At 50.2% G+C, this 15,097-nt stretch carries 31 protein-coding genes; 1 reads left to right on the top strand and 30 read right to left on the bottom strand.

The genetic code is table 11. The features are described from left to right. Positions 1–2: 2 nt before the first annotated feature. The 27 genes from BEB54_RS25140 to rpsJ form a co-directional block, all read right to left on the bottom strand. Positions 3–992, bottom strand: coding sequence for a DNA-directed RNA polymerase subunit alpha (locus BEB54_RS25140; protein WP_001162094.1), 990 nt, complete (start codon positions 990–992; stop codon positions 3–5). A 25-nt stretch (positions 993–1,017) separates the two neighbouring features. Further along, entirely contained in the window at positions 1,018–1,638 is a 621-nt protein-coding gene (gene rpsD, locus BEB54_RS25145) for a 30S ribosomal protein S4 (protein WP_000135224.1), read from the bottom strand. Between the two features lie 33 nt (positions 1,639–1,671). Next, complete coding sequence (gene rpsK, locus BEB54_RS25150) at positions 1,672–2,061, bottom strand: 30S ribosomal protein S11 (protein ID WP_001029684.1); 390 nt, start codon at positions 2,059–2,061, stop codon at positions 1,672–1,674. 16 nt (positions 2,062–2,077) lie between these two features. Continuing rightward, positions 2,078–2,434 (bottom strand): 30S ribosomal protein S13, encoded by a 357-nt coding sequence (rpsM, locus tag BEB54_RS25155; RefSeq protein WP_000090775.1) that lies wholly within the window; start codon positions 2,432–2,434, stop codon positions 2,078–2,080. A 146-nt stretch (positions 2,435–2,580) separates the two neighbouring features. After that, positions 2,581–2,697: a 50S ribosomal protein L36 gene (rpmJ, locus tag BEB54_RS25160; RefSeq protein WP_000868187.1), complete on the bottom strand. Its 117-nt coding sequence runs from the start codon at positions 2,695–2,697 to the stop codon at positions 2,581–2,583. 31 nt (positions 2,698–2,728) lie between these two features. Beyond that, positions 2,729–4,060, bottom strand: coding sequence for a preprotein translocase subunit SecY (gene secY, locus BEB54_RS25165; RefSeq protein WP_001118861.1), 1,332 nt, complete (start codon positions 4,058–4,060; stop codon positions 2,729–2,731). Positions 4,061–4,067: 7 nt separating this feature from the next. Continuing rightward, positions 4,068–4,502: a 50S ribosomal protein L15 gene (rplO, locus tag BEB54_RS25170; RefSeq protein ID WP_001238917.1), complete on the bottom strand. Its 435-nt coding sequence runs from the start codon at positions 4,500–4,502 to the stop codon at positions 4,068–4,070. Positions 4,503–4,505: 3 nt separating this feature from the next. Further along, positions 4,506–4,685 (bottom strand): 50S ribosomal protein L30, encoded by a 180-nt coding sequence (rpmD, locus tag BEB54_RS25175; protein WP_001140433.1) that lies wholly within the window; start codon positions 4,683–4,685, stop codon positions 4,506–4,508. Positions 4,686–4,688: 3 nt separating this feature from the next. Then, positions 4,689–5,192: a 30S ribosomal protein S5 gene (gene rpsE / locus BEB54_RS25180; RefSeq protein ID WP_000940121.1), complete on the bottom strand. Its 504-nt coding sequence runs from the start codon at positions 5,190–5,192 to the stop codon at positions 4,689–4,691. 14 nt (positions 5,193–5,206) lie between these two features. Beyond that, positions 5,207–5,560, bottom strand: a complete 354-nt coding sequence (gene rplR / locus BEB54_RS25185) for a 50S ribosomal protein L18 (protein WP_000358960.1) — start codon at positions 5,558–5,560, stop codon at positions 5,207–5,209. A 9-nt stretch (positions 5,561–5,569) separates the two neighbouring features. After that, complete coding sequence (gene rplF / locus BEB54_RS25190; RefSeq protein ID WP_000091945.1) at positions 5,570–6,103, bottom strand: 50S ribosomal protein L6; 534 nt, start codon at positions 6,101–6,103, stop codon at positions 5,570–5,572. Positions 6,104–6,115: 12 nt separating this feature from the next. Then, on the bottom strand, positions 6,116–6,508 hold the full coding sequence (gene rpsH, locus BEB54_RS25195; RefSeq protein ID WP_000062611.1) for a 30S ribosomal protein S8: 393 nt from the start codon (positions 6,506–6,508) through the stop codon (positions 6,116–6,118). A 33-nt stretch (positions 6,509–6,541) separates the two neighbouring features. After that, positions 6,542–6,847: a 30S ribosomal protein S14 gene (gene rpsN / locus BEB54_RS25200; protein WP_001118930.1), complete on the bottom strand. Its 306-nt coding sequence runs from the start codon at positions 6,845–6,847 to the stop codon at positions 6,542–6,544. A gap of 14 nt (positions 6,848–6,861) precedes the next feature. Next, on the bottom strand, positions 6,862–7,401 hold the full coding sequence (rplE, locus tag BEB54_RS25205; protein WP_001096200.1) for a 50S ribosomal protein L5: 540 nt from the start codon (positions 7,399–7,401) through the stop codon (positions 6,862–6,864). A gap of 14 nt (positions 7,402–7,415) precedes the next feature. Continuing rightward, entirely contained in the window at positions 7,416–7,730 is a 315-nt protein-coding gene (gene rplX / locus BEB54_RS25210) for a 50S ribosomal protein L24 (RefSeq protein ID WP_000729185.1), read from the bottom strand. 10 nt (positions 7,731–7,740) lie between these two features. Further along, the gene (gene rplN, locus BEB54_RS25215; RefSeq protein ID WP_000613955.1) at positions 7,741–8,112 is read right to left on the bottom strand and encodes a 50S ribosomal protein L14; all 372 of its coding nucleotides are present in this window, start codon (positions 8,110–8,112) and stop codon (positions 7,741–7,743) included. A gap of 164 nt (positions 8,113–8,276) precedes the next feature. Continuing rightward, complete coding sequence (gene rpsQ, locus BEB54_RS25220) at positions 8,277–8,531, bottom strand: 30S ribosomal protein S17 (RefSeq protein ID WP_000130100.1); 255 nt, start codon at positions 8,529–8,531, stop codon at positions 8,277–8,279. Continuing rightward, complete coding sequence (gene rpmC, locus BEB54_RS25225; protein ID WP_000644741.1) at positions 8,531–8,722, bottom strand: 50S ribosomal protein L29; 192 nt, start codon at positions 8,720–8,722, stop codon at positions 8,531–8,533. Before rpmC ends, rpsQ begins: the two co-directional genes overlap by 1 nt. Beyond that, entirely contained in the window at positions 8,722–9,132 is a 411-nt protein-coding gene (gene rplP / locus BEB54_RS25230; RefSeq protein WP_000941212.1) for a 50S ribosomal protein L16, read from the bottom strand. The genes rpmC and rplP overlap by 1 nt, the downstream gene beginning before the upstream one ends. 12 nt (positions 9,133–9,144) lie before the next feature. Next, positions 9,145–9,846, bottom strand: a complete 702-nt coding sequence (gene rpsC / locus BEB54_RS25235; protein WP_000529945.1) for a 30S ribosomal protein S3 — start codon at positions 9,844–9,846, stop codon at positions 9,145–9,147. A gap of 17 nt (positions 9,847–9,863) precedes the next feature. Further along, entirely contained in the window at positions 9,864–10,196 is a 333-nt protein-coding gene (rplV, locus tag BEB54_RS25240) for a 50S ribosomal protein L22 (protein ID WP_000447529.1), read from the bottom strand. A gap of 14 nt (positions 10,197–10,210) precedes the next feature. Further along, positions 10,211–10,489, bottom strand: a complete 279-nt coding sequence (gene rpsS / locus BEB54_RS25245) for a 30S ribosomal protein S19 (RefSeq protein ID WP_001138117.1) — start codon at positions 10,487–10,489, stop codon at positions 10,211–10,213. Between the two features lie 16 nt (positions 10,490–10,505). Next, positions 10,506–11,327 (bottom strand): 50S ribosomal protein L2, encoded by an 822-nt coding sequence (gene rplB / locus BEB54_RS25250; protein WP_000301864.1) that lies wholly within the window; start codon positions 11,325–11,327, stop codon positions 10,506–10,508. A 17-nt stretch (positions 11,328–11,344) separates the two neighbouring features. Beyond that, positions 11,345–11,647 (bottom strand): 50S ribosomal protein L23, encoded by a 303-nt coding sequence (gene rplW / locus BEB54_RS25255; protein WP_000617544.1) that lies wholly within the window; start codon positions 11,645–11,647, stop codon positions 11,345–11,347. Next, positions 11,644–12,249: a 50S ribosomal protein L4 gene (rplD, locus tag BEB54_RS25260; protein WP_000424395.1), complete on the bottom strand. Its 606-nt coding sequence runs from the start codon at positions 12,247–12,249 to the stop codon at positions 11,644–11,646. Before rplD ends, rplW begins: the two co-directional genes overlap by 4 nt. 10 nt (positions 12,250–12,259) lie before the next feature. Further along, positions 12,260–12,889, bottom strand: a complete 630-nt coding sequence (gene rplC / locus BEB54_RS25265) for a 50S ribosomal protein L3 (protein ID WP_000579833.1) — start codon at positions 12,887–12,889, stop codon at positions 12,260–12,262. A gap of 32 nt (positions 12,890–12,921) precedes the next feature. Next, entirely contained in the window at positions 12,922–13,233 is a 312-nt protein-coding gene (gene rpsJ, locus BEB54_RS25270; protein ID WP_001181004.1) for a 30S ribosomal protein S10, read from the bottom strand. Positions 13,234–13,611: 378 nt separating this feature from the next. Between rpsJ and BEB54_RS25280 the strand changes: the two genes are divergently transcribed. Beyond that, complete coding sequence (locus BEB54_RS25280) at positions 13,612–14,079, top strand: prepilin peptidase (RefSeq protein WP_105277844.1); 468 nt, start codon at positions 13,612–13,614, stop codon at positions 14,077–14,079. On the opposite strand, the gene bfr is transcribed toward BEB54_RS25280, so the two are convergent. The 3 genes from bfr to BEB54_RS25305 form a co-directional block, all read right to left on the bottom strand. Next, positions 14,076–14,552: a bacterioferritin gene (bfr, locus tag BEB54_RS25285; RefSeq protein WP_000675515.1), complete on the bottom strand. Its 477-nt coding sequence runs from the start codon at positions 14,550–14,552 to the stop codon at positions 14,076–14,078. The two genes, BEB54_RS25280 and bfr, sit on opposite strands and share 4 nt — an antisense overlap. A 72-nt stretch (positions 14,553–14,624) precedes the next feature. Then, a complete protein-coding gene (gene bfd, locus BEB54_RS25290; RefSeq protein WP_000289090.1) occupies positions 14,625–14,819 on the bottom strand; it encodes a bacterioferritin-associated ferredoxin in 195 nt (64 codons plus the stop codon). 182 nt (positions 14,820–15,001) lie between these two features. Then, positions 15,002–15,097 (bottom strand): elongation factor Tu (locus tag BEB54_RS25305; protein WP_072082015.1); only part of this gene is annotated, 96 nt, incomplete at its 5' end.

The following is a 15,097-nucleotide window of genomic DNA, read 5'->3' on the forward strand; positions in this document are numbered from 1 at the left end:
GGTTACTCGTCAGCGATGCTTGCCGGTGGCCAGTTTTCCAGGCGCATGCCCAGAGACAGTCCACGGGAAGCCAGCACGTCTTTAATCTCAGTAAGAGATTTTTTACCAAGGTTAGGCGTTTTAAGGAGCTCAACCTCGGTACGCTGTACCAGATCACCGATATAGTGGATAGCTTCTGCTTTAAGGCAGTTAGCAGAGCGGACAGTCAATTCCAGATCGTCAACAGGGCGCAGCAGGATCGGATCGAACTCTGGTTTCTCTTCTTTCACTTCAGGCTGACGTACATCACGTAAGTCAACGAAAGCTTCCAGTTGTTCAGCCAGAATGGTTGCCGCACGACGAATCGCCTCTTCAGGATCGATTGTGCCGTTGGTTTCCATTTCGATGACCAGCTTGTCCAGGTCGGTACGCTGTTCTACACGCGCTGCTTCAACATTGTAGGCAATACGCTCCACAGGGCTGTAGCATGCGTCGACCAGCAGACGGCCGATTGGGCGCTCATCTTCTTCCGAATGAATTCGGGTAGAAGCCGGCACATAACCACGACCGCGCTGAACTTTGATACGCATGCTAATAGACGCGTTCTCATCGGTCAGGTGGCAGATCACGTGCTGCGGCTTGACGATTTCGACATCACCGTCGTGGGTGATATCGGCTGCAGTCACAGGGCCAATGCCAGATTTATTCAAGGTAAGAATAACTTCATCTTTGCCCTGAACTCTCACCGCCAGCCCTTTCAGGTTGAGCAGGATTTCCAGGATATCTTCCTGAACGCCTTCTTTGGTGCTGTACTCATGTAGTACACCATCAATCTCAACCTCGGTCACCGCGCAACCCGGCATCGATGAGAGCAGAATACGGCGCAGTGCGTTACCCAGAGTATGGCCAAAGCCACGCTCTAAAGGCTCAAGGGTCACCTTGGCGTGCGTCGAACTCACTTGCTCGATATCAACCAGGCGCGGTTTTAGAAACTCTGTCACAGAACCCTGCATTGTGTCCTCTCTTTGGTACTAAGCTTTACTTGGAGTAAAGCTCGACGATCAGGTGTTCGTTAATGTCCGCAGACAGATCAGAACGCTCCGGCTTACGCTTAAACGTACCTTCCATCTTGCCAGCATCAACTTCCAGCCAGGTTGGCTTTTCACGCTGCTCAGCCAGCTCCAGAGCGGCTTTCACGCGAGACTGCTTCTTCGCTTTCTCACGAATGCTTACAACGTCATTCGGACTAACCTGATAAGAAGCGATGTTAACAACACGACCGTTTACCATAATTGCTTTATGGCTAACCAGCTGACGTGCTTCTGCACGAGTGGCACCGAAGCCCATACGGTATACAACGTTGTCCAGACGACCTTCCAGCAGAGCCAACAGGTTTTCACCGGTGTTGCCTTTCAGACGTGCTGCTTCTTTGTAGTAGTTACGGAACTGACGCTCCAGCACACCATAGATACGGCGAACTTTTTGCTTTTCACGCAACTGCACACCATAGTCAGACAGACGCGGTTTACGCGCACCGTGCTGGCCAGGAGCTTGTTCAATTTTACACTTGGTATCGATCGCGCGAACGCCAGACTTAAGGAATAAGTCGGTGCCCTCACGACGGCTCAGCTTGAGCTTAGGACCCAAATATCTTGCCATTTTCTTTCTCCAACAAACCTGGAAAACGAGGCGTTATACGCGACGTTTTTTCGGCGGACGACAACCGTTATGAGGGATCGGAGTCACATCAGTAATGTTAGTGATGCGGAAACCTGCGGCGTTCAGAGCACGAATAGTAGATTCGCGGCCTGGACCCGGACCTTTAACCATAACTTCCAGATTCTTGATGCCGTATTCTTTCACGGCGTCAGCGCAACGCTCTGCTGCAACCTGAGCTGCAAACGGAGTGGATTTGCGAGAACCACGGAAACCGGAACCACCGGCTGTTGCCCAACCCAACGCGTTACCCTGACGATCAGTGATAGTCACGATGGTGTTGTTGAAAGAAGCATGGATATGAGCCACGCCGTCAGAGACTTGTTTTCTTACACGTTTACGTGCACGAATTGGTGCCTTTGCCATTATTCAATCACCCCGATTATTTCTTGATCGGTTTGCGCGGACCCTTACGGGTACGTGCGTTGGTCTTGGTACGCTGACCGCGAACCGGGAGACCACGACGATGACGCAAACCGCGATAGCAACCAAGATCCATCAGGCGCTTGATGCTCATGCTGATTTCACGGCGCAGATCACCTTCAACGACAAATTTGGCAACTTCGTCACGCAGCGTGTCGATTTGTCCTTCAGACAGCTCACTGATCTTAACATCTTCAGCGATACCCGCTGCAGCCAGGATGGCTTTAGAACGGGTCTTGCCGACGCCATAAATCGAAGTTAATGCGATTACGGCATGCTTATGATCAGGAATGTTAATGCCTGCTATACGGGCCACTATGCACTCCTACTATTTAATATGTACGTTCCATGCTGAAAAGCCCGTTTTCAGGATACTCAAATGGAAACGCACAGACATACAAAAGATTGGCTGGCTAATCTAGCCAGCTCAACCCAACTTTGCAAGAAAAATATGCGAAAAAATCAGCCTTGGCGCTGTTTATGCTTCGGCTCGGCACTGCAAATCACACGGATGACACCATCACGCTTAACGATTTTGCAGTTACGGCATAATTTCTTGACGGAAGCACGAACTTTCATTTTTACTCTCCGTAACTTCTCGGGCGACCAATTATCGGCCGTAGCCTTTCAGGTTCGCCTTCTTCAATGCAGACTCATACTGACTGGACATCATCAGAGTTTGCACTTGAGCCATAAAGTCCATAATCACGACAACAACGATAAGCAGTGAGGTCCCACCGAAGTAGAACGGTACTTTCATTGCATCACGCATGAACTCCGGGATCAGGCAGATAAAGGTAATGTACAGCGCACCAACCAGGGTCAGGCGGGTCATTACTTTATCGATATACTTCGCCGTTTGCTCTCCCGGACGAATTCCTGGTACAAATGCACCGGACTTCTTCAGGTTATCTGCTGTTTCACGCGGGTTGAAAACCAACGCCGTGTAGAAGAAACAGAAGAAGATGATTGCAGACGCATAGAGTAACACATAAAGCGGTTGCCCAGGCTGCAAATACAGCGAAATTGTTGTCAGCCAGTTCCAACCAGTACCGCCCCCGAACCATGACGCGATGGTCGCCGGGAACAGAATAATACTGGAAGCGAAGATTGCCGGGATTACCCCCGCCATATTCACTTTCAGCGGTAAATGTGTGCTCTGTGCAGCATAGACACGACGACCTTGCTGACGTTTCGCGTAGTTTACCACAATGCGGCGTTGACCACGCTCAACAAATACAACAAAGAACGTCACTGCAAATACTAATACTGCAACCAACAGCAACACGAGGAAGTGCAGGTCGCCTTGACGCGCTTGCTCGATAGTATGGGCAATGGCTGGCGGGAGTCCCGCGACAATACCGGCGAAGATAATGATTGAAATACCGTTGCCGATACCTCGTTCAGTAATCTGTTCGCCCAACCACATCAGGAACATGGTTCCTGTGACCAGACTTACAACAGCGGTGAAGTAGAATGCAAAGCCCGGGTTAATGACCAGGCCTTGCATACCAGGCATATTCGGCAGACCGGTAGCAATACCGATCGACTGGAATATTGCCAGCACCAGAGTACCGTAGCGGGTGTACTGGCTGATCTTACGACGACCAGACTCCCCTTCTTTCTTAATTTCTGCCAACGTTGGGTGAACCACCGTCAGCAGCTGGATAATGATCGATGCCGAAATATACGGCATGATCCCCAGAGCAAAGATAGAAGCACGGCTGAGAGCACCACCAGAGAACATGTTAAACATTTCAATGATGGTGCCTCGCTGTTGCTCAAGCAGTTTGGCAAGTACAGCGGCATCAATACCAGGGATCGGAATAAAAGAGCCAATACGGAACACAATCAGCGCACCGATAACAAACAGCAGTCTGCGTTTCAGCTCGCCTAAGCCACCTTTGGCACTTTGAAAATCTAATCCCGGTTGTTTAGCCATCTGCTACTTATTCCTCGATTTTACCGCCAGCAGCTTCGATAGCAGCACGAGCGCCTTTAGTAACACGCAGGCCACGAACAGTTACCGGAGTAGTTACTTCGCCAGCCAGGATCACTTTCGCGAACTCGATCTGGATACCGATAATGTTAGCCGCTTTCAGCGTGTTCAGGTCTACAACACCGCCTTCTACTTTAGCCAGGTCAGACAGACGAACTTCGGCTGTAATCGCTGCTTTACGAGAAGTGAAGCCGAATTTCGGCAGACGACGGTACAGAGGCATCTGACCACCCTCGAAACCGCGACGTACGCCACCGCCAGAACGAGACTTCTGACCTTTGTGACCACGACCACCGGTTTTACCGAGGCCAGAACCGATACCACGACCCAGGCGTTTACCCGCCTTTTTGGAGCCTTCGGCCGGAGACAGAGTATTTAAACGCATCTCTTACTCCTCAACTTTAACCATGAAGGAAACCGCGTTGATCATACCGCGAATAGCAGGAGTATCCTCGCGCTCTACGGTGTGACCAATACGACGCAGACCCAGGCCAAGCAGCGTTGCCTTGTGTTTCGGCAGACGACCGATTGCACTGCGGGTTTGAGTAATTTTAATAGTCTTTGCCATGGTTTATTTCCCCAGAATTTCTTCAACGGATTTACCACGCTTGGCAGCGACCATTTCTGGAGAATTCATATTTTCCAGGCCATCGATAGTTGCACGAACCACGTTAATCGGGTTGGTGGAACCATACGCTTTAGCCAGAACGTTATGAACCCCAGCGACTTCCAGAACGGCGCGCATTGCACCACCGGCGATGATACCGGTACCTTCGGAAGCCGGCTGCATGAATACGCGAGAACCCGTATGAACACCTTTAACAGGGTGTTGCAGAGTGCCGTTATTCAGCGCGACGTTAATCATATTGCGACGGGCTTTTTCCATCGCTTTCTGGATCGCTGCTGGAACTTCACGCGCTTTACCGTAACCAAAACCAACGCGACCGTTACCATCGCCAACTACAGTCAGAGCTGTGAAGGAGAAAATACGACCACCTTTAACGGTTTTAGATACGCGGTTTACCGCGATCAGCTTTTCCTGCAGTTCGCCAGCTTGTTTTTCGATGTGAGCCATCTTACACCTCTACCTTAGAACTGAAGGCCAGCTTCACGGGCAGCATCTGCCAGTGCCTGGACACGACCATGATATTGGAACCCGGAACGGTCAAAGGATACATCTTTGATGCCTTTTTCCAGAGCGCGTTCAGCGACAGCTTTACCCACAGCTGCAGCCGCGTCTTTGTTACCGGTGTACTTCAGTTGTTCAGCGATAGCTTTTTCTACAGTAGAAGCAGCTACCAGAACTTCAGAACCGTTCGGTGCAATTACCTGTGCGTAAATGTGACGCGGGGTACGATGTACCACCAGGCGAGTTGCGCCCAGCTCCTGGAGCTTGCGGCGTGCGCGGGTCGCACGACGGATACGAGCAGATTTCTTATCCATAGTGTTACCTTACTTCTTCTTAGCCTCTTTGGTACGCACGACTTCGTCGGCGTAACGAACACCCTTGCCTTTGTAAGGCTCAGGACGACGGTAGGCGCGCAGATCCGCTGCAACCTGGCCGATCACCTGCTTATCAGCGCCTTTCAGCACGATTTCAGTCTGAGTCGGACATTCAGCAGTGATACCCGCAGGCAGCTGATGGTCAACAGGATGAGAGAAACCCAGAGACAGGTTAATCACATTGCCTTTAACCGCTGCACGGTAACCTACACCAACCAGCTGCAGCTTCTTAGTGAAGCCTTCGGTAACACCGATAACCATTGAGTTCAGCAGGGCACGCGCGGTACCAGCCTGTGCCCAACCGTCTGCGTAACCATCACGCGGACCGAAGGTCAGGGTATTATCTGCATGTTTAACTTCAACAGCATCGTTGAGAGTACGAGTCAGCTCGCCGTTTTTACCTTTGATCGTAATAACCTGACCGTTGATTTTTACGTCAACGCCGGCAGGAACAACGACCGGTGCTTTAGCAACACGAGACATTTTTTCCTCCGATTAGGCTACGTAGCAGATAATTTCGCCACCAAGACCAGCCTGGCGCGCTGCACGATCAGTCATAACACCTTTAGAGGTAGAAACAACTGCGATACCCAGACCCGCCATAACTTTCGGCAGCTCATCTTTACGTTTATAGATGCGCAGACCTGGGCGGCTGACACGCTGAATGCTTTCTACAACAGCTTTGCCCTGGAAATACTTCAGAGTAAGTTCCAGTTCAGGCTTGGTGTCGCCTTCAACTTTAAAATCTTCAATAAAACCTTCTTCCTTCAGCACGTTGGCGATTGCCACTTTCAGCTTGGAGGAAGGCATGGTGACCGCAGCTTTGTTCGCGGCCTGACCGTTACGGATACGGGTCAGCATATCCGCGATCGGATCTTGCATGCTCATCTGTCTTTACTCCCGTGATTCAATTGGTGACAATTACCAGCTAGCCTTTTTCAGACCCGGGATTTCACCGCGCATAGCGGCTTCACGGACCTTAATACGGCTCAACCCGAACTTCCGCAGGAAACCATGCGGACGACCTGTTTGACGGCAGCGGTTACGCTGACGAGACGGGCTGGAATCACGCGGCAGAGTCTGCAGCTTGAGAACAGCGTTCCAACGATCTTCGTCGGAAGCGTTCACATCAGAGATGATCGCTTTCAGTTCAGCGCGTTTCGCGAAGTATTTATCAGCTAAAGCTACGCGTTTTACTTCGCGTGCTTTCATTGATTGCTTAGCCATTTAGTAACCCTACCTTACTTGCGGAACGGGAAGTCAAAGGCAGCCAGCAGAGCGCGGCCTTCTTCGTCAGATTTCGCAGTAGTGGTAATGGTAATATCCAAACCACGAACGCGGTCGACTTTATCGTAGTCGATTTCTGGGAAGATGATCTGCTCACGGACACCCATGCTGTAGTTACCACGACCGTCGAAAGACTTAGCGGACAGGCCACGGAAGTCACGGATACGAGGTACAGCAATAGTGATCAGGCGCTCAAAGAACTCCCACATGCGTTCGCCACGCAGAGTTACTTTACAGCCGATCGGATAGCCCTGACGGATTTTGAAGCCTGCAACAGATTTGCGTGCTTTGGTGATCAGCGGTTTTTGACCGGAGATTGCTGCCAGGTCTGCTGCTGCGTTATCCAGCAGTTTTTTGTCAGCGATCGCTTCACCAACACCCATGTTCAGGGTGATCTTCTCGACCCGAGGGACTTGCATGACAGAATTGTAGTTAAACTCAGTCATGAGTTTTTTAACTACTTCGTCTTTGTAGTAATCATGCAGTTTCGCCATCGTACTACTCCAAATTACTTGATAGTTTCGCTGTTAGACTTGAAGAAACGGACTTTTTTACCGTCTTCGAATCTAAAGCCTACACGGTCAGCCTTGCCGGTTGCCGCATTGAAGATTGCTACGTTGGAAACCTGAATAGCGGCTTCTTTTTCAACGATGCCACCCGGTTGGTTCAGGGCCGGAACCGGCTTCTGATGTTTCTTAACCAGGTTGATACCTTCAACAATGACCTTGCCGGAAGACAGGACATTCTTAACTTTACCGCGTTTACCTTTATCTTTACCGGTTAACACGATAACTTCGTCATCACGACGGATTTTCGCTGCCATGATTCGCTCCTTAGAGTACTTCTGGTGCCAGAGAGATAATTTTCATGAACTTCTCACTACGAAGCTCACGAGTTACCGGCCCAAAAATACGCGTACCGATAGGCTGCTCGCTGTTGTTGTTCAGAAGAACACAAGCATTACCATCGAAGCGAATGACAGAACCGTCCGGGCGACGAACACCCTTCTTGGTGCGCACCACTACCGCCTTCAGCACATCACCTTTTTTGACCTTACCACGCGGAATTGCTTCTTTGATGGTGATCTTGATGATGTCGCCTACGCCTGCGTAGCGACGGTGCGAGCCACCCAGAACCTTGATACACATTACGCGACGTGCACCGGAGTTGTCGGCGACGTTCAGCATAGTCTGTTCTTGGATCATTTTAGTGCTCCGCTAATGTCAACTACTACTGAGACCCGAAAATCAGGTCGTTAAAAATCCCCATATCGAGGGCGCGGCATTATAACACCGCTTCAAGGATATGGGTAGAAAAAATAAACGGCTCATTTCTGAGCCGTTTATTCGTATCGAGAGAGTGTACTGTATTACAGAACCGCTTTCTCTACAACGCGAACCAGCGTCCAGGATTTAGTCTTGGACAGCGGACGGCATTCGCGGATTTCAACCACGTCACCGATACCGCATTCGTTGTTCTCGTCATGTACGTGCAGTTTGGTCGTACGCTTGATGAATTTACCGTAGATCGGGTGTTTCACAAAACGTTCGATAGCAACAACAATGGATTTCTCCATTTTGTCGCTAACAACGCGACCTTGCAGAGTACGGATTTTATCGGTCATTACGCACCCGCCTTCTCGTTCAGTAAAGTCTTAACGCGTGCGACATCGCGACGCACTTGCTTCAACAGGTGAGACTGTTGCAGCTGGCCACTTGCAGCCTGCATACGCAGGTTGAACTGCTCACGCAGCAGGTTCAGCAGCTCGGTGTTCAGCTCTTCAACGCTCTTCTCACGCAGCTCTTTTGCTTTCATTACATCACCGTCTTAGTTACAAAGGTGGTTTTAATCGGCAGTTTCGCTGCTGCCAGCTTGAATGCTTCACGGGCCAGCTCTTCCGGAACACCGTCCATTTCATACAGGACTTTACCCGGCTGAATCAAGGCAACCCAATACTCCACGTTACCTTTACCTTTACCCATACGCACTGCCAGCGGCTTTTCAGTGATCGGTTTGTCCGGGAACACACGGATCCAGATCTTACCTTGACGCTTAACTGCACGGGTCATAGCACGACGTGCTGCTTCGATCTGACGTGCAGTCAGACGACCACGGCCAACAGCTTTCAGACCGAAGCTGCCGAAGCTAACATCCGTACCCTGCGCCAGACCGCGGTTACGGCCTTTGTGCATTTTACGGAATTTTGTACGCTTTGGTTGTAACATCAGCGACGCTCCTTATTTACGGCCTTTACGCTGCTGCTTTTTAGGCTGAGCAGCCGGTTTTTCCGGTTGTTCAACAGCAGCCATACCACCCAGGATCTCGCCTTTGAAGATCCACACTTTAACGCCGATTACACCGTAAGTGGTGTGCGCTTCAGAGGTGTTGTAGTCGATGTCAGCACGCAGAGTGTGCAGCGGTACGCGACCTTCGCGGTACCATTCGGTACGTGCGATTTCCGCGCCGCCCAGACGGCCGCTAACTTCAACTTTAATACCTTTAGCGCCCAGACGCATTGCGTTCTGTACAGCACGCTTCATAGCACGACGGAACATAACGCGACGTTCCAGCTGAGAAGTGATGCTGTCAGCAACCAGTTTTGCGTCCAGTTCAGGCTTACGAACTTCGGCGATGTTGATCTGTGCAGGAACGCCAGCGATGTCCGCTACGACCTTACGCAGTTTTTCTACGTCTTCACCTTTTTTACCGATAACGATACCCGGGCGAGCAGTGTGAATGGTTACACGGATGCTCTTAGCCGGACGCTCGATAACGATACGAGATACGGACGCTTTAGCCAGTTCCTTAGTCAGGTACTGACGTACTTTAAAATCGCTGTCCAGGTTGTCAGCGAATTCTTTGGTGTTCGCAAACCAGGTAGAGTTCCATGGTTTTACAATACCCAGGCGAATACCATTAGGATGTACTTTCTGACCCATTGCTAGTCTCCAGAGTCTCAGCGATCGGACACAACCACAGTGATGTGGCTGGTGCGCTTCAGGATGCGATCTGCACGACCTTTTGCACGCGGCATAATGCGCTTCATGCTCGGGCCTTCGTCTACGAAAATTTTCGTAACTTTCAGATCGTCAATGTCAGCGCCATCGTTGTGTTCAGCGTTAGCAATGGCAGATTCCAGAACTTTCTTGACCAGTACAGCCGCTTTCTTGTTGGTGTAGGTCAAAATATCCAGAGCCTGCGACACTTTCTTACCGCGAATCAGGTCAGCAACAAGGCGAACCTTCTGAGCAGAAGAACGAGCATGGCGATGTTTAGCGATAGTTTCCATCTCTTCCTCCTACCTTATTTCTTCTTCGCTTTTTTATCAGCAGCGTGGCCGCGATAAGTACGAGTCGGTGCGAATTCACCCAGTTTGTGACCGACCATTTCGTCGGTTACAAATACCGGAACGTGCTGACGACCATTATGGACAGCGATGGTCAAACCGATCATGTTAGGAAAGATCGTTGAACGACGGGACCAAGTGCGCAGGGGCTTCTTGTCTCCGCTTTCCACCGCTTTCTCTACCTTCTTCAGCAAGTGCAGGTCAATAAAAGGACCTTTCTTGAGAGAACGTGGCATGGCTTATCCTCTAAAATTATTTGCTACGGCGACGTACGATGAATTTATCAGTACGCTTGTTGCTGCGGGTCTTCTTACCTTTGGTCTGAACGCCCCACGGAGTTACCGGGTGCTTACCAAAGTTACGACCTTCACCACCACCATGTGGGTGGTCTACCGGGTTCATCGCGGTACCGCGAACGGTCGGACGAACACCACGCCAGCGTGCAGCACCTGCTTTACCCAGAACGCGCAGCATATGCTCAGCATTGCCAACTTCGCCCAGAGTTGCACGGCAGTCTGCTTCTACTTTACGCATTTCACCAGAACGCAGACGCAGGGTGACATAAGCACCATCACGAGCAACGATCTGAACGTAAGTACCAGCGGAACGTGCCAGCTGACCGCCTTTACCTGGTTTCATTTCTACGTTATGAACAGTAGAACCAACCGGGATGTTGCGCATCGGCAGGGTGTTACCTGGTTTGATTGCAGCATCAACGCCAGACTGAATCTGGTCGCCAGCTTTCAGGCCTTTAGGGGCCAGGATGTAACGGCGTTCACCGTCTTTGTACAGAACCAGCGCGATGTTCGCGGAACGGTTCGGATCGTACTCAAGACGTTCAACAACTGCCGGGATACCGTCTTTGTTGCGTTTGAAGTCAACAATACGGTAAGCCTGCTTGTGGCCACCACCGATATGACGAGTGGTGATACGGCCATTGTTGTTACGACCACCGGATTTGCTGTTTTTTTCCAGCAACGGAGCAAAAGGTTTGCCCTTGTGCAGCTCAGGGTTAACCACTTTAACAACGTGGCGACGACCCGGAGATGTCGGTTTACATTTAACAACTGCCATTGTATTACTCCTCCGACTTACTCAGCGCCGCCAACGAAGTCCAGATTCTGGCCTTCTTTCAGGGTGACGTAAGCTTTTTTCCAGTCGCTACGACGACCGATACGCTGTCCGTGACGTTTAACTTTCCCTTTAACTACCAGGGTGTTAACGACTTCGACTTCGACTTCAAACAGTTTCTGCACAGCAGCTTTGATTTCTGCTTTGGTCGCGTCTTTAGCAACTTTGAGTACGATGGTGTTGGATTTTTCCATCGCAGTAGACGCTTTTTCAGAAACGTGCGGTGCACGCAGCACCTTCAGCAGACGTTCTTCACGAATCATGCCAGCATCTCCTCAACTTGCTTAACAGCATCAGCAGTCATTACGACTTTGTCGAAGGCGATCAGGCTAACCGGGTCGATACCAGTTGCATCGCGTACGTCAACCTTGTGCAGGTTGCGCGCAGCCAGGAACAGGTTTTCGTCCAGCTCACCGGTGATGATCAGCACATCTTCCAGAGCCATGTCTTTCAGTTTCTGTGCCAGCAGCTTAGTTTTCGGCGCTTCTACAGAGAACTTCTCGACAACGATCAGACGATCCTGACGTACCAGTTCGGACAGGATGCTTTTCAGCGCGCCGCGGTACATCTTCTTGTTAACTTTTTGACTGTGGTCCTGCGGACGAGCAGCAAAGGTCACGCCACCAGAACGCCAGATCGGGCTCTTGATAGAACCAGAACGCGCACGGCCGGTGCCTTTCTGGCGCCACGGTTTTTTACCGGAACCAGTTACTTCAGCACGAGTCTTCTGAGCACGAGTACCCTGACGAGCACCAGCTGCATAAGCAACAACAACCTGGTGAACCAGCGCTTCGTTGAAATCACGACCGAAGGTAGTTTCGGAAACAGTCAGCGCGCTCTGCGCGTCTTTCAATACTAATTCCATTGCTATCTCCTTACGCCTTCACAGCTGGTTTAACGATCAGGTCGCTACCGGTTGCACCCGGGACAGCACCTTTAACCAGCAGCAGGTTGCGCTCAGCGTCAACGCGTACTACGTCAAGGCTCTGAACGGTTACACGTTCGTTACCCATCTGACCTGCCATTTTCTTGCCTTTGAACACTTTGCCCGGAGTCTGGTTCTGACCGATAGAACCCGGAACGCGGTGAGACAAGGAGTTACCGTGAGTAGCGTCCTGGGTACGGAAGTTCCAGCGCTTAACGGTACCTGCGAAACCTTTACCTTTAGAGGTGCCAGTTACGTCAACTTTTTTAACGTCAGCAAACAGTTCAACGCTAATGCTCTGACCTACAGTGAACTCTTCGCCTTCAGCCAGGCGGAATTCCCACAGACCACGGCCAGCTTCTACGCCAGCTTTAGCGAAGTGGCCAGCTTCAGGCTTGGTCACACGGTTAGCTTTTTTAGCACCGGTGGTTACCTGAATAGCACGGTAGCCATCGTTAGCCAGGTCTTTAACCTGAGTAACGCGGTTTGCTTCAACTTCGATTACGGTTACTGGGATAGAAACGCCGTCTTCTGTGAAGATACGGGTCATACCCACTTTTTTACCGACTAAACCAATCATTGTTTCAACCTCTCAATCGCTCAATGACCTGATTAACCCAGGCTGATCTGCACGTCTACACCGGCAGCCAGATCCAGACGCATCAGAGCATCAACGGTTTTCTCGGTTGGCTCAACGATGTCAACCAGACGCAAGTGAGTACGGATTTCGTACTGATCGCGCGCGTCTTTGTTGACGTGCGGGGAGATCAGAACAGTGAAGCGCTCTTTGCGTGTCGGCAGCGGGATCGGACCACGGACCTGCGCACCAGTGCGCTTGGCAGTCTCGACGATTTCCGCGGTTGCTTGATCGATCAGACGATGATCAAACGCTTTCAGGCGGATACGGATTCTTTGGTTCTGCATGAGACCAGAGCTCCAATTATTTTATAAACGAAAATGATTACTCCTCAGACCCATTACGATTGATGGGAGAGTGTAACCGTTCTTACGTAGCTCCCCGATTGGGAGCATTGTTAGGTAGCCAAATTCGGCTAACTGAGGTTCAGATTGAACCTGCTGTCAACTACGACAAGCCCGCGCATTATACGCAAATCTGAGCCAGACGCAAGCATCGGGTAGAAATTAATCGCAACGCGCAGATTGCGAGCTGTATTCCACGAAATTTGTAAGGTTGTGAAGATAGCGTTTTTCACCGGAACCAGGTTAACAAATCAGCGATTTCTCCGTTGCTGAGCATCCGGAGTTATTCGATGGTGATACTCCAATTACAGAGGATGTTTTATGGACGCTACCCTTCCCTTTCTGATTTTGTACGCTTGTTTATCAGCCCTACTTTTTTTCTGGGATGCAAAGCATGGCTTGTTACCTGACAGATTTACGTGCCCGTTACTCTGGTCAGGTCTTTTGTTCTATCAGGTTTGTAATCCTGACGGTTTAGCCTATGCGTTATGGGGGGCGATTATTGGTTACGGCACATTCGCTGTCATTTACTGGGGGTATCGCATACTGCGTCATAAAGAAGGATTAGGCTATGGTGATGTGAAGTTTCTCGCCGCCCTTGGTGCCTGGCATACATGGACCTTCTTGCCACGACTGGTTTTCCTTGCTGCCTCATTCGCTTGCGGAGCCGTAGTTATTGGTCTGCTCATGAGAGGAAAAGAGTCATTAAAAAACCCGCTGCCGTTTGGGCCATTTCTGGCGGCTGCGGGTTTCGTTGTAGGCTGGGATAGTTTGCTGGCAGGCCGTTAATCTTTAACTTTTATTTGTGATTGCAGGTAATTTTGTAAACCGATTTTACCGATGAGATCCAGCTCAGTTTCGAGCCAGTCAATATGACCTTCTTCATCGGCAAGGATCTCGATCATCATATCACGGCTAACATAGTCATGAACGCTGTCGGCATACGCGATAGCCTCACGGAGATCCTTCGCGCCTTCCAGTTCTAATCGCAGGTCGGATTGCAGCATCTCCTCGACATCTTCACCAATCCCCAGTTTGCCTAAATCCTGTAAGTTAGGGATTCCTTCTAAAAACAAAATACGCTCGATATATTTATCAGCGTGTTTCATCTCATCAATAGATTCATGGTATTCGACGTCATTGAGACGCATCAGGCCCCAGTTTTTAAACATCCGGGCATGGAGAAAATACTGATTGATTGCGACAAGCTCATTTCCCAATAGTTTATTGAGATAATTTATGATTTTAACATCACCTTTCATTTTATAGTCCCTCCGCTTCCACTATTAGAGCGTAGATGGGGCTAGCGGGATGTCAAAAAATAAGCGTGGGCTTCAGGCAATCTCTTTAAATTCTGGCATCTGCATCAACTCGTCCTGCATCACTTCGCGCGCGGCGCGAATGCACTTACCGCATTGATTTCCCACAGGAATAAACTTACGCAATTGTTGGAAAGATTGCGGATGAAACTGACGGACTGCCTGGCGAATTTTTTTGTCACTTACACCATTACACAAACAAACGTACATGATTGCTCCCGTTCAAATTCTGCGCAAAGTGTAAATGAGAATGGTTATGATTACAATAGCACAGTTTAATTTGCGCCATAGTTCAGCGAGTGAAATTACGACTAAATATTTCGAGCTCAAATTACGGGCAGCAAAAAGGGCGCCGAAGCGCCCTTTTTAATTCGAAACTAATTAACGTGTAATTAGCCCAGAACTTTAGCAACAACGCCCGCGCCAACGGTACGGCCGCCTTCACGGATTGCGAAACGCAGACCGTCGTCCATCGCGATCGGGTGGAT

Source organism: Escherichia sp. MOD1-EC6021, assembly GCF_002965245.1.
GTDB classification, from domain to species: domain Bacteria; phylum Pseudomonadota; class Gammaproteobacteria; order Enterobacterales; family Enterobacteriaceae; genus Escherichia; species Escherichia coli_F.

Excerpts from the sequence above, each read along its gene's own strand:
- rpsJ (WP_001181004.1), bottom strand. The coding sequence starts at position 13,233 with ATGCAGAACCAAAGAATCCGTATCCGCCTGAAAGCGTTTGATCATCGT.
- rpsH (WP_000062611.1), bottom strand. The coding sequence starts at position 6,508 with ATGAGCATGCAAGATCCGATCGCGGATATGCTGACCCGTATCCGTAAC.
- rplP (WP_000941212.1), bottom strand. The coding sequence starts at position 9,132 with ATGTTACAACCAAAGCGTACAAAATTCCGTAAAATGCACAAAGGCCGT.
- bfr (WP_000675515.1), bottom strand. The coding sequence starts at position 14,552 with ATGAAAGGTGATGTTAAAATCATAAATTATCTCAATAAACTATTGGGA.
- rpsK (WP_001029684.1), bottom strand. The coding sequence starts at position 2,061 with ATGGCAAAGGCACCAATTCGTGCACGTAAACGTGTAAGAAAACAAGTC.
- rplD (WP_000424395.1), bottom strand. The coding sequence starts at position 12,249 with ATGGAATTAGTATTGAAAGACGCGCAGAGCGCGCTGACTGTTTCCGAA.
- rplX (WP_000729185.1), bottom strand. The coding sequence starts at position 7,730 with ATGGCAGCGAAAATCCGTCGTGATGACGAAGTTATCGTGTTAACCGGT.
- BEB54_RS25280 (WP_105277844.1), top strand. The coding sequence starts at position 13,612 with ATGGACGCTACCCTTCCCTTTCTGATTTTGTACGCTTGTTTATCAGCC.
- rplW (WP_000617544.1), bottom strand. The coding sequence starts at position 11,647 with ATGATTCGTGAAGAACGTCTGCTGAAGGTGCTGCGTGCACCGCACGTT.
- rpsN (WP_001118930.1), bottom strand. The coding sequence starts at position 6,847 with ATGGCTAAGCAATCAATGAAAGCACGCGAAGTAAAACGCGTAGCTTTA.
- rpmC (WP_000644741.1), bottom strand. The coding sequence starts at position 8,722 with ATGAAAGCAAAAGAGCTGCGTGAGAAGAGCGTTGAAGAGCTGAACACC.
- rpsD (WP_000135224.1), bottom strand. The coding sequence starts at position 1,638 with ATGGCAAGATATTTGGGTCCTAAGCTCAAGCTGAGCCGTCGTGAGGGC.
- rpsE (WP_000940121.1), bottom strand. The coding sequence starts at position 5,192 with ATGGCTCACATCGAAAAACAAGCTGGCGAACTGCAGGAAAAGCTGATC.
- rplB (WP_000301864.1), bottom strand. The coding sequence starts at position 11,327 with ATGGCAGTTGTTAAATGTAAACCGACATCTCCGGGTCGTCGCCACGTT.
- rplE (WP_001096200.1), bottom strand. The coding sequence starts at position 7,401 with ATGGCGAAACTGCATGATTACTACAAAGACGAAGTAGTTAAAAAACTC.
- rplC (WP_000579833.1), bottom strand. The coding sequence starts at position 12,889 with ATGATTGGTTTAGTCGGTAAAAAAGTGGGTATGACCCGTATCTTCACA.
- rplR (WP_000358960.1), bottom strand. The coding sequence starts at position 5,560 with ATGGATAAGAAATCTGCTCGTATCCGTCGTGCGACCCGCGCACGCCGC.
- rpsS (WP_001138117.1), bottom strand. The coding sequence starts at position 10,489 with ATGCCACGTTCTCTCAAGAAAGGTCCTTTTATTGACCTGCACTTGCTG.
- rpmJ (WP_000868187.1), bottom strand. The coding sequence starts at position 2,697 with ATGAAAGTTCGTGCTTCCGTCAAGAAATTATGCCGTAACTGCAAAATC.
- BEB54_RS25140 (WP_001162094.1), bottom strand. The coding sequence starts at position 992 with ATGCAGGGTTCTGTGACAGAGTTTCTAAAACCGCGCCTGGTTGATATC.
- secY (WP_001118861.1), bottom strand. The coding sequence starts at position 4,060 with ATGGCTAAACAACCGGGATTAGATTTTCAAAGTGCCAAAGGTGGCTTA.
- bfd (WP_000289090.1), bottom strand. The coding sequence starts at position 14,819 with ATGTACGTTTGTTTGTGTAATGGTGTAAGTGACAAAAAAATTCGCCAG.
- rplN (WP_000613955.1), bottom strand. The coding sequence starts at position 8,112 with ATGATCCAAGAACAGACTATGCTGAACGTCGCCGACAACTCCGGTGCA.
- rplF (WP_000091945.1), bottom strand. The coding sequence starts at position 6,103 with ATGTCTCGTGTTGCTAAAGCACCGGTCGTTGTTCCTGCCGGCGTTGAC.
- rpsC (WP_000529945.1), bottom strand. The coding sequence starts at position 9,846 with ATGGGTCAGAAAGTACATCCTAATGGTATTCGCCTGGGTATTGTAAAA.
- rplV (WP_000447529.1), bottom strand. The coding sequence starts at position 10,196 with ATGGAAACTATCGCTAAACATCGCCATGCTCGTTCTTCTGCTCAGAAG.
- rpsQ (WP_000130100.1), bottom strand. The coding sequence starts at position 8,531 with ATGACCGATAAAATCCGTACTCTGCAAGGTCGCGTTGTTAGCGACAAA.
- rplO (WP_001238917.1), bottom strand. The coding sequence starts at position 4,502 with ATGCGTTTAAATACTCTGTCTCCGGCCGAAGGCTCCAAAAAGGCGGGT.
- rpmD (WP_001140433.1), bottom strand. The coding sequence starts at position 4,685 with ATGGCAAAGACTATTAAAATTACTCAAACCCGCAGTGCAATCGGTCGT.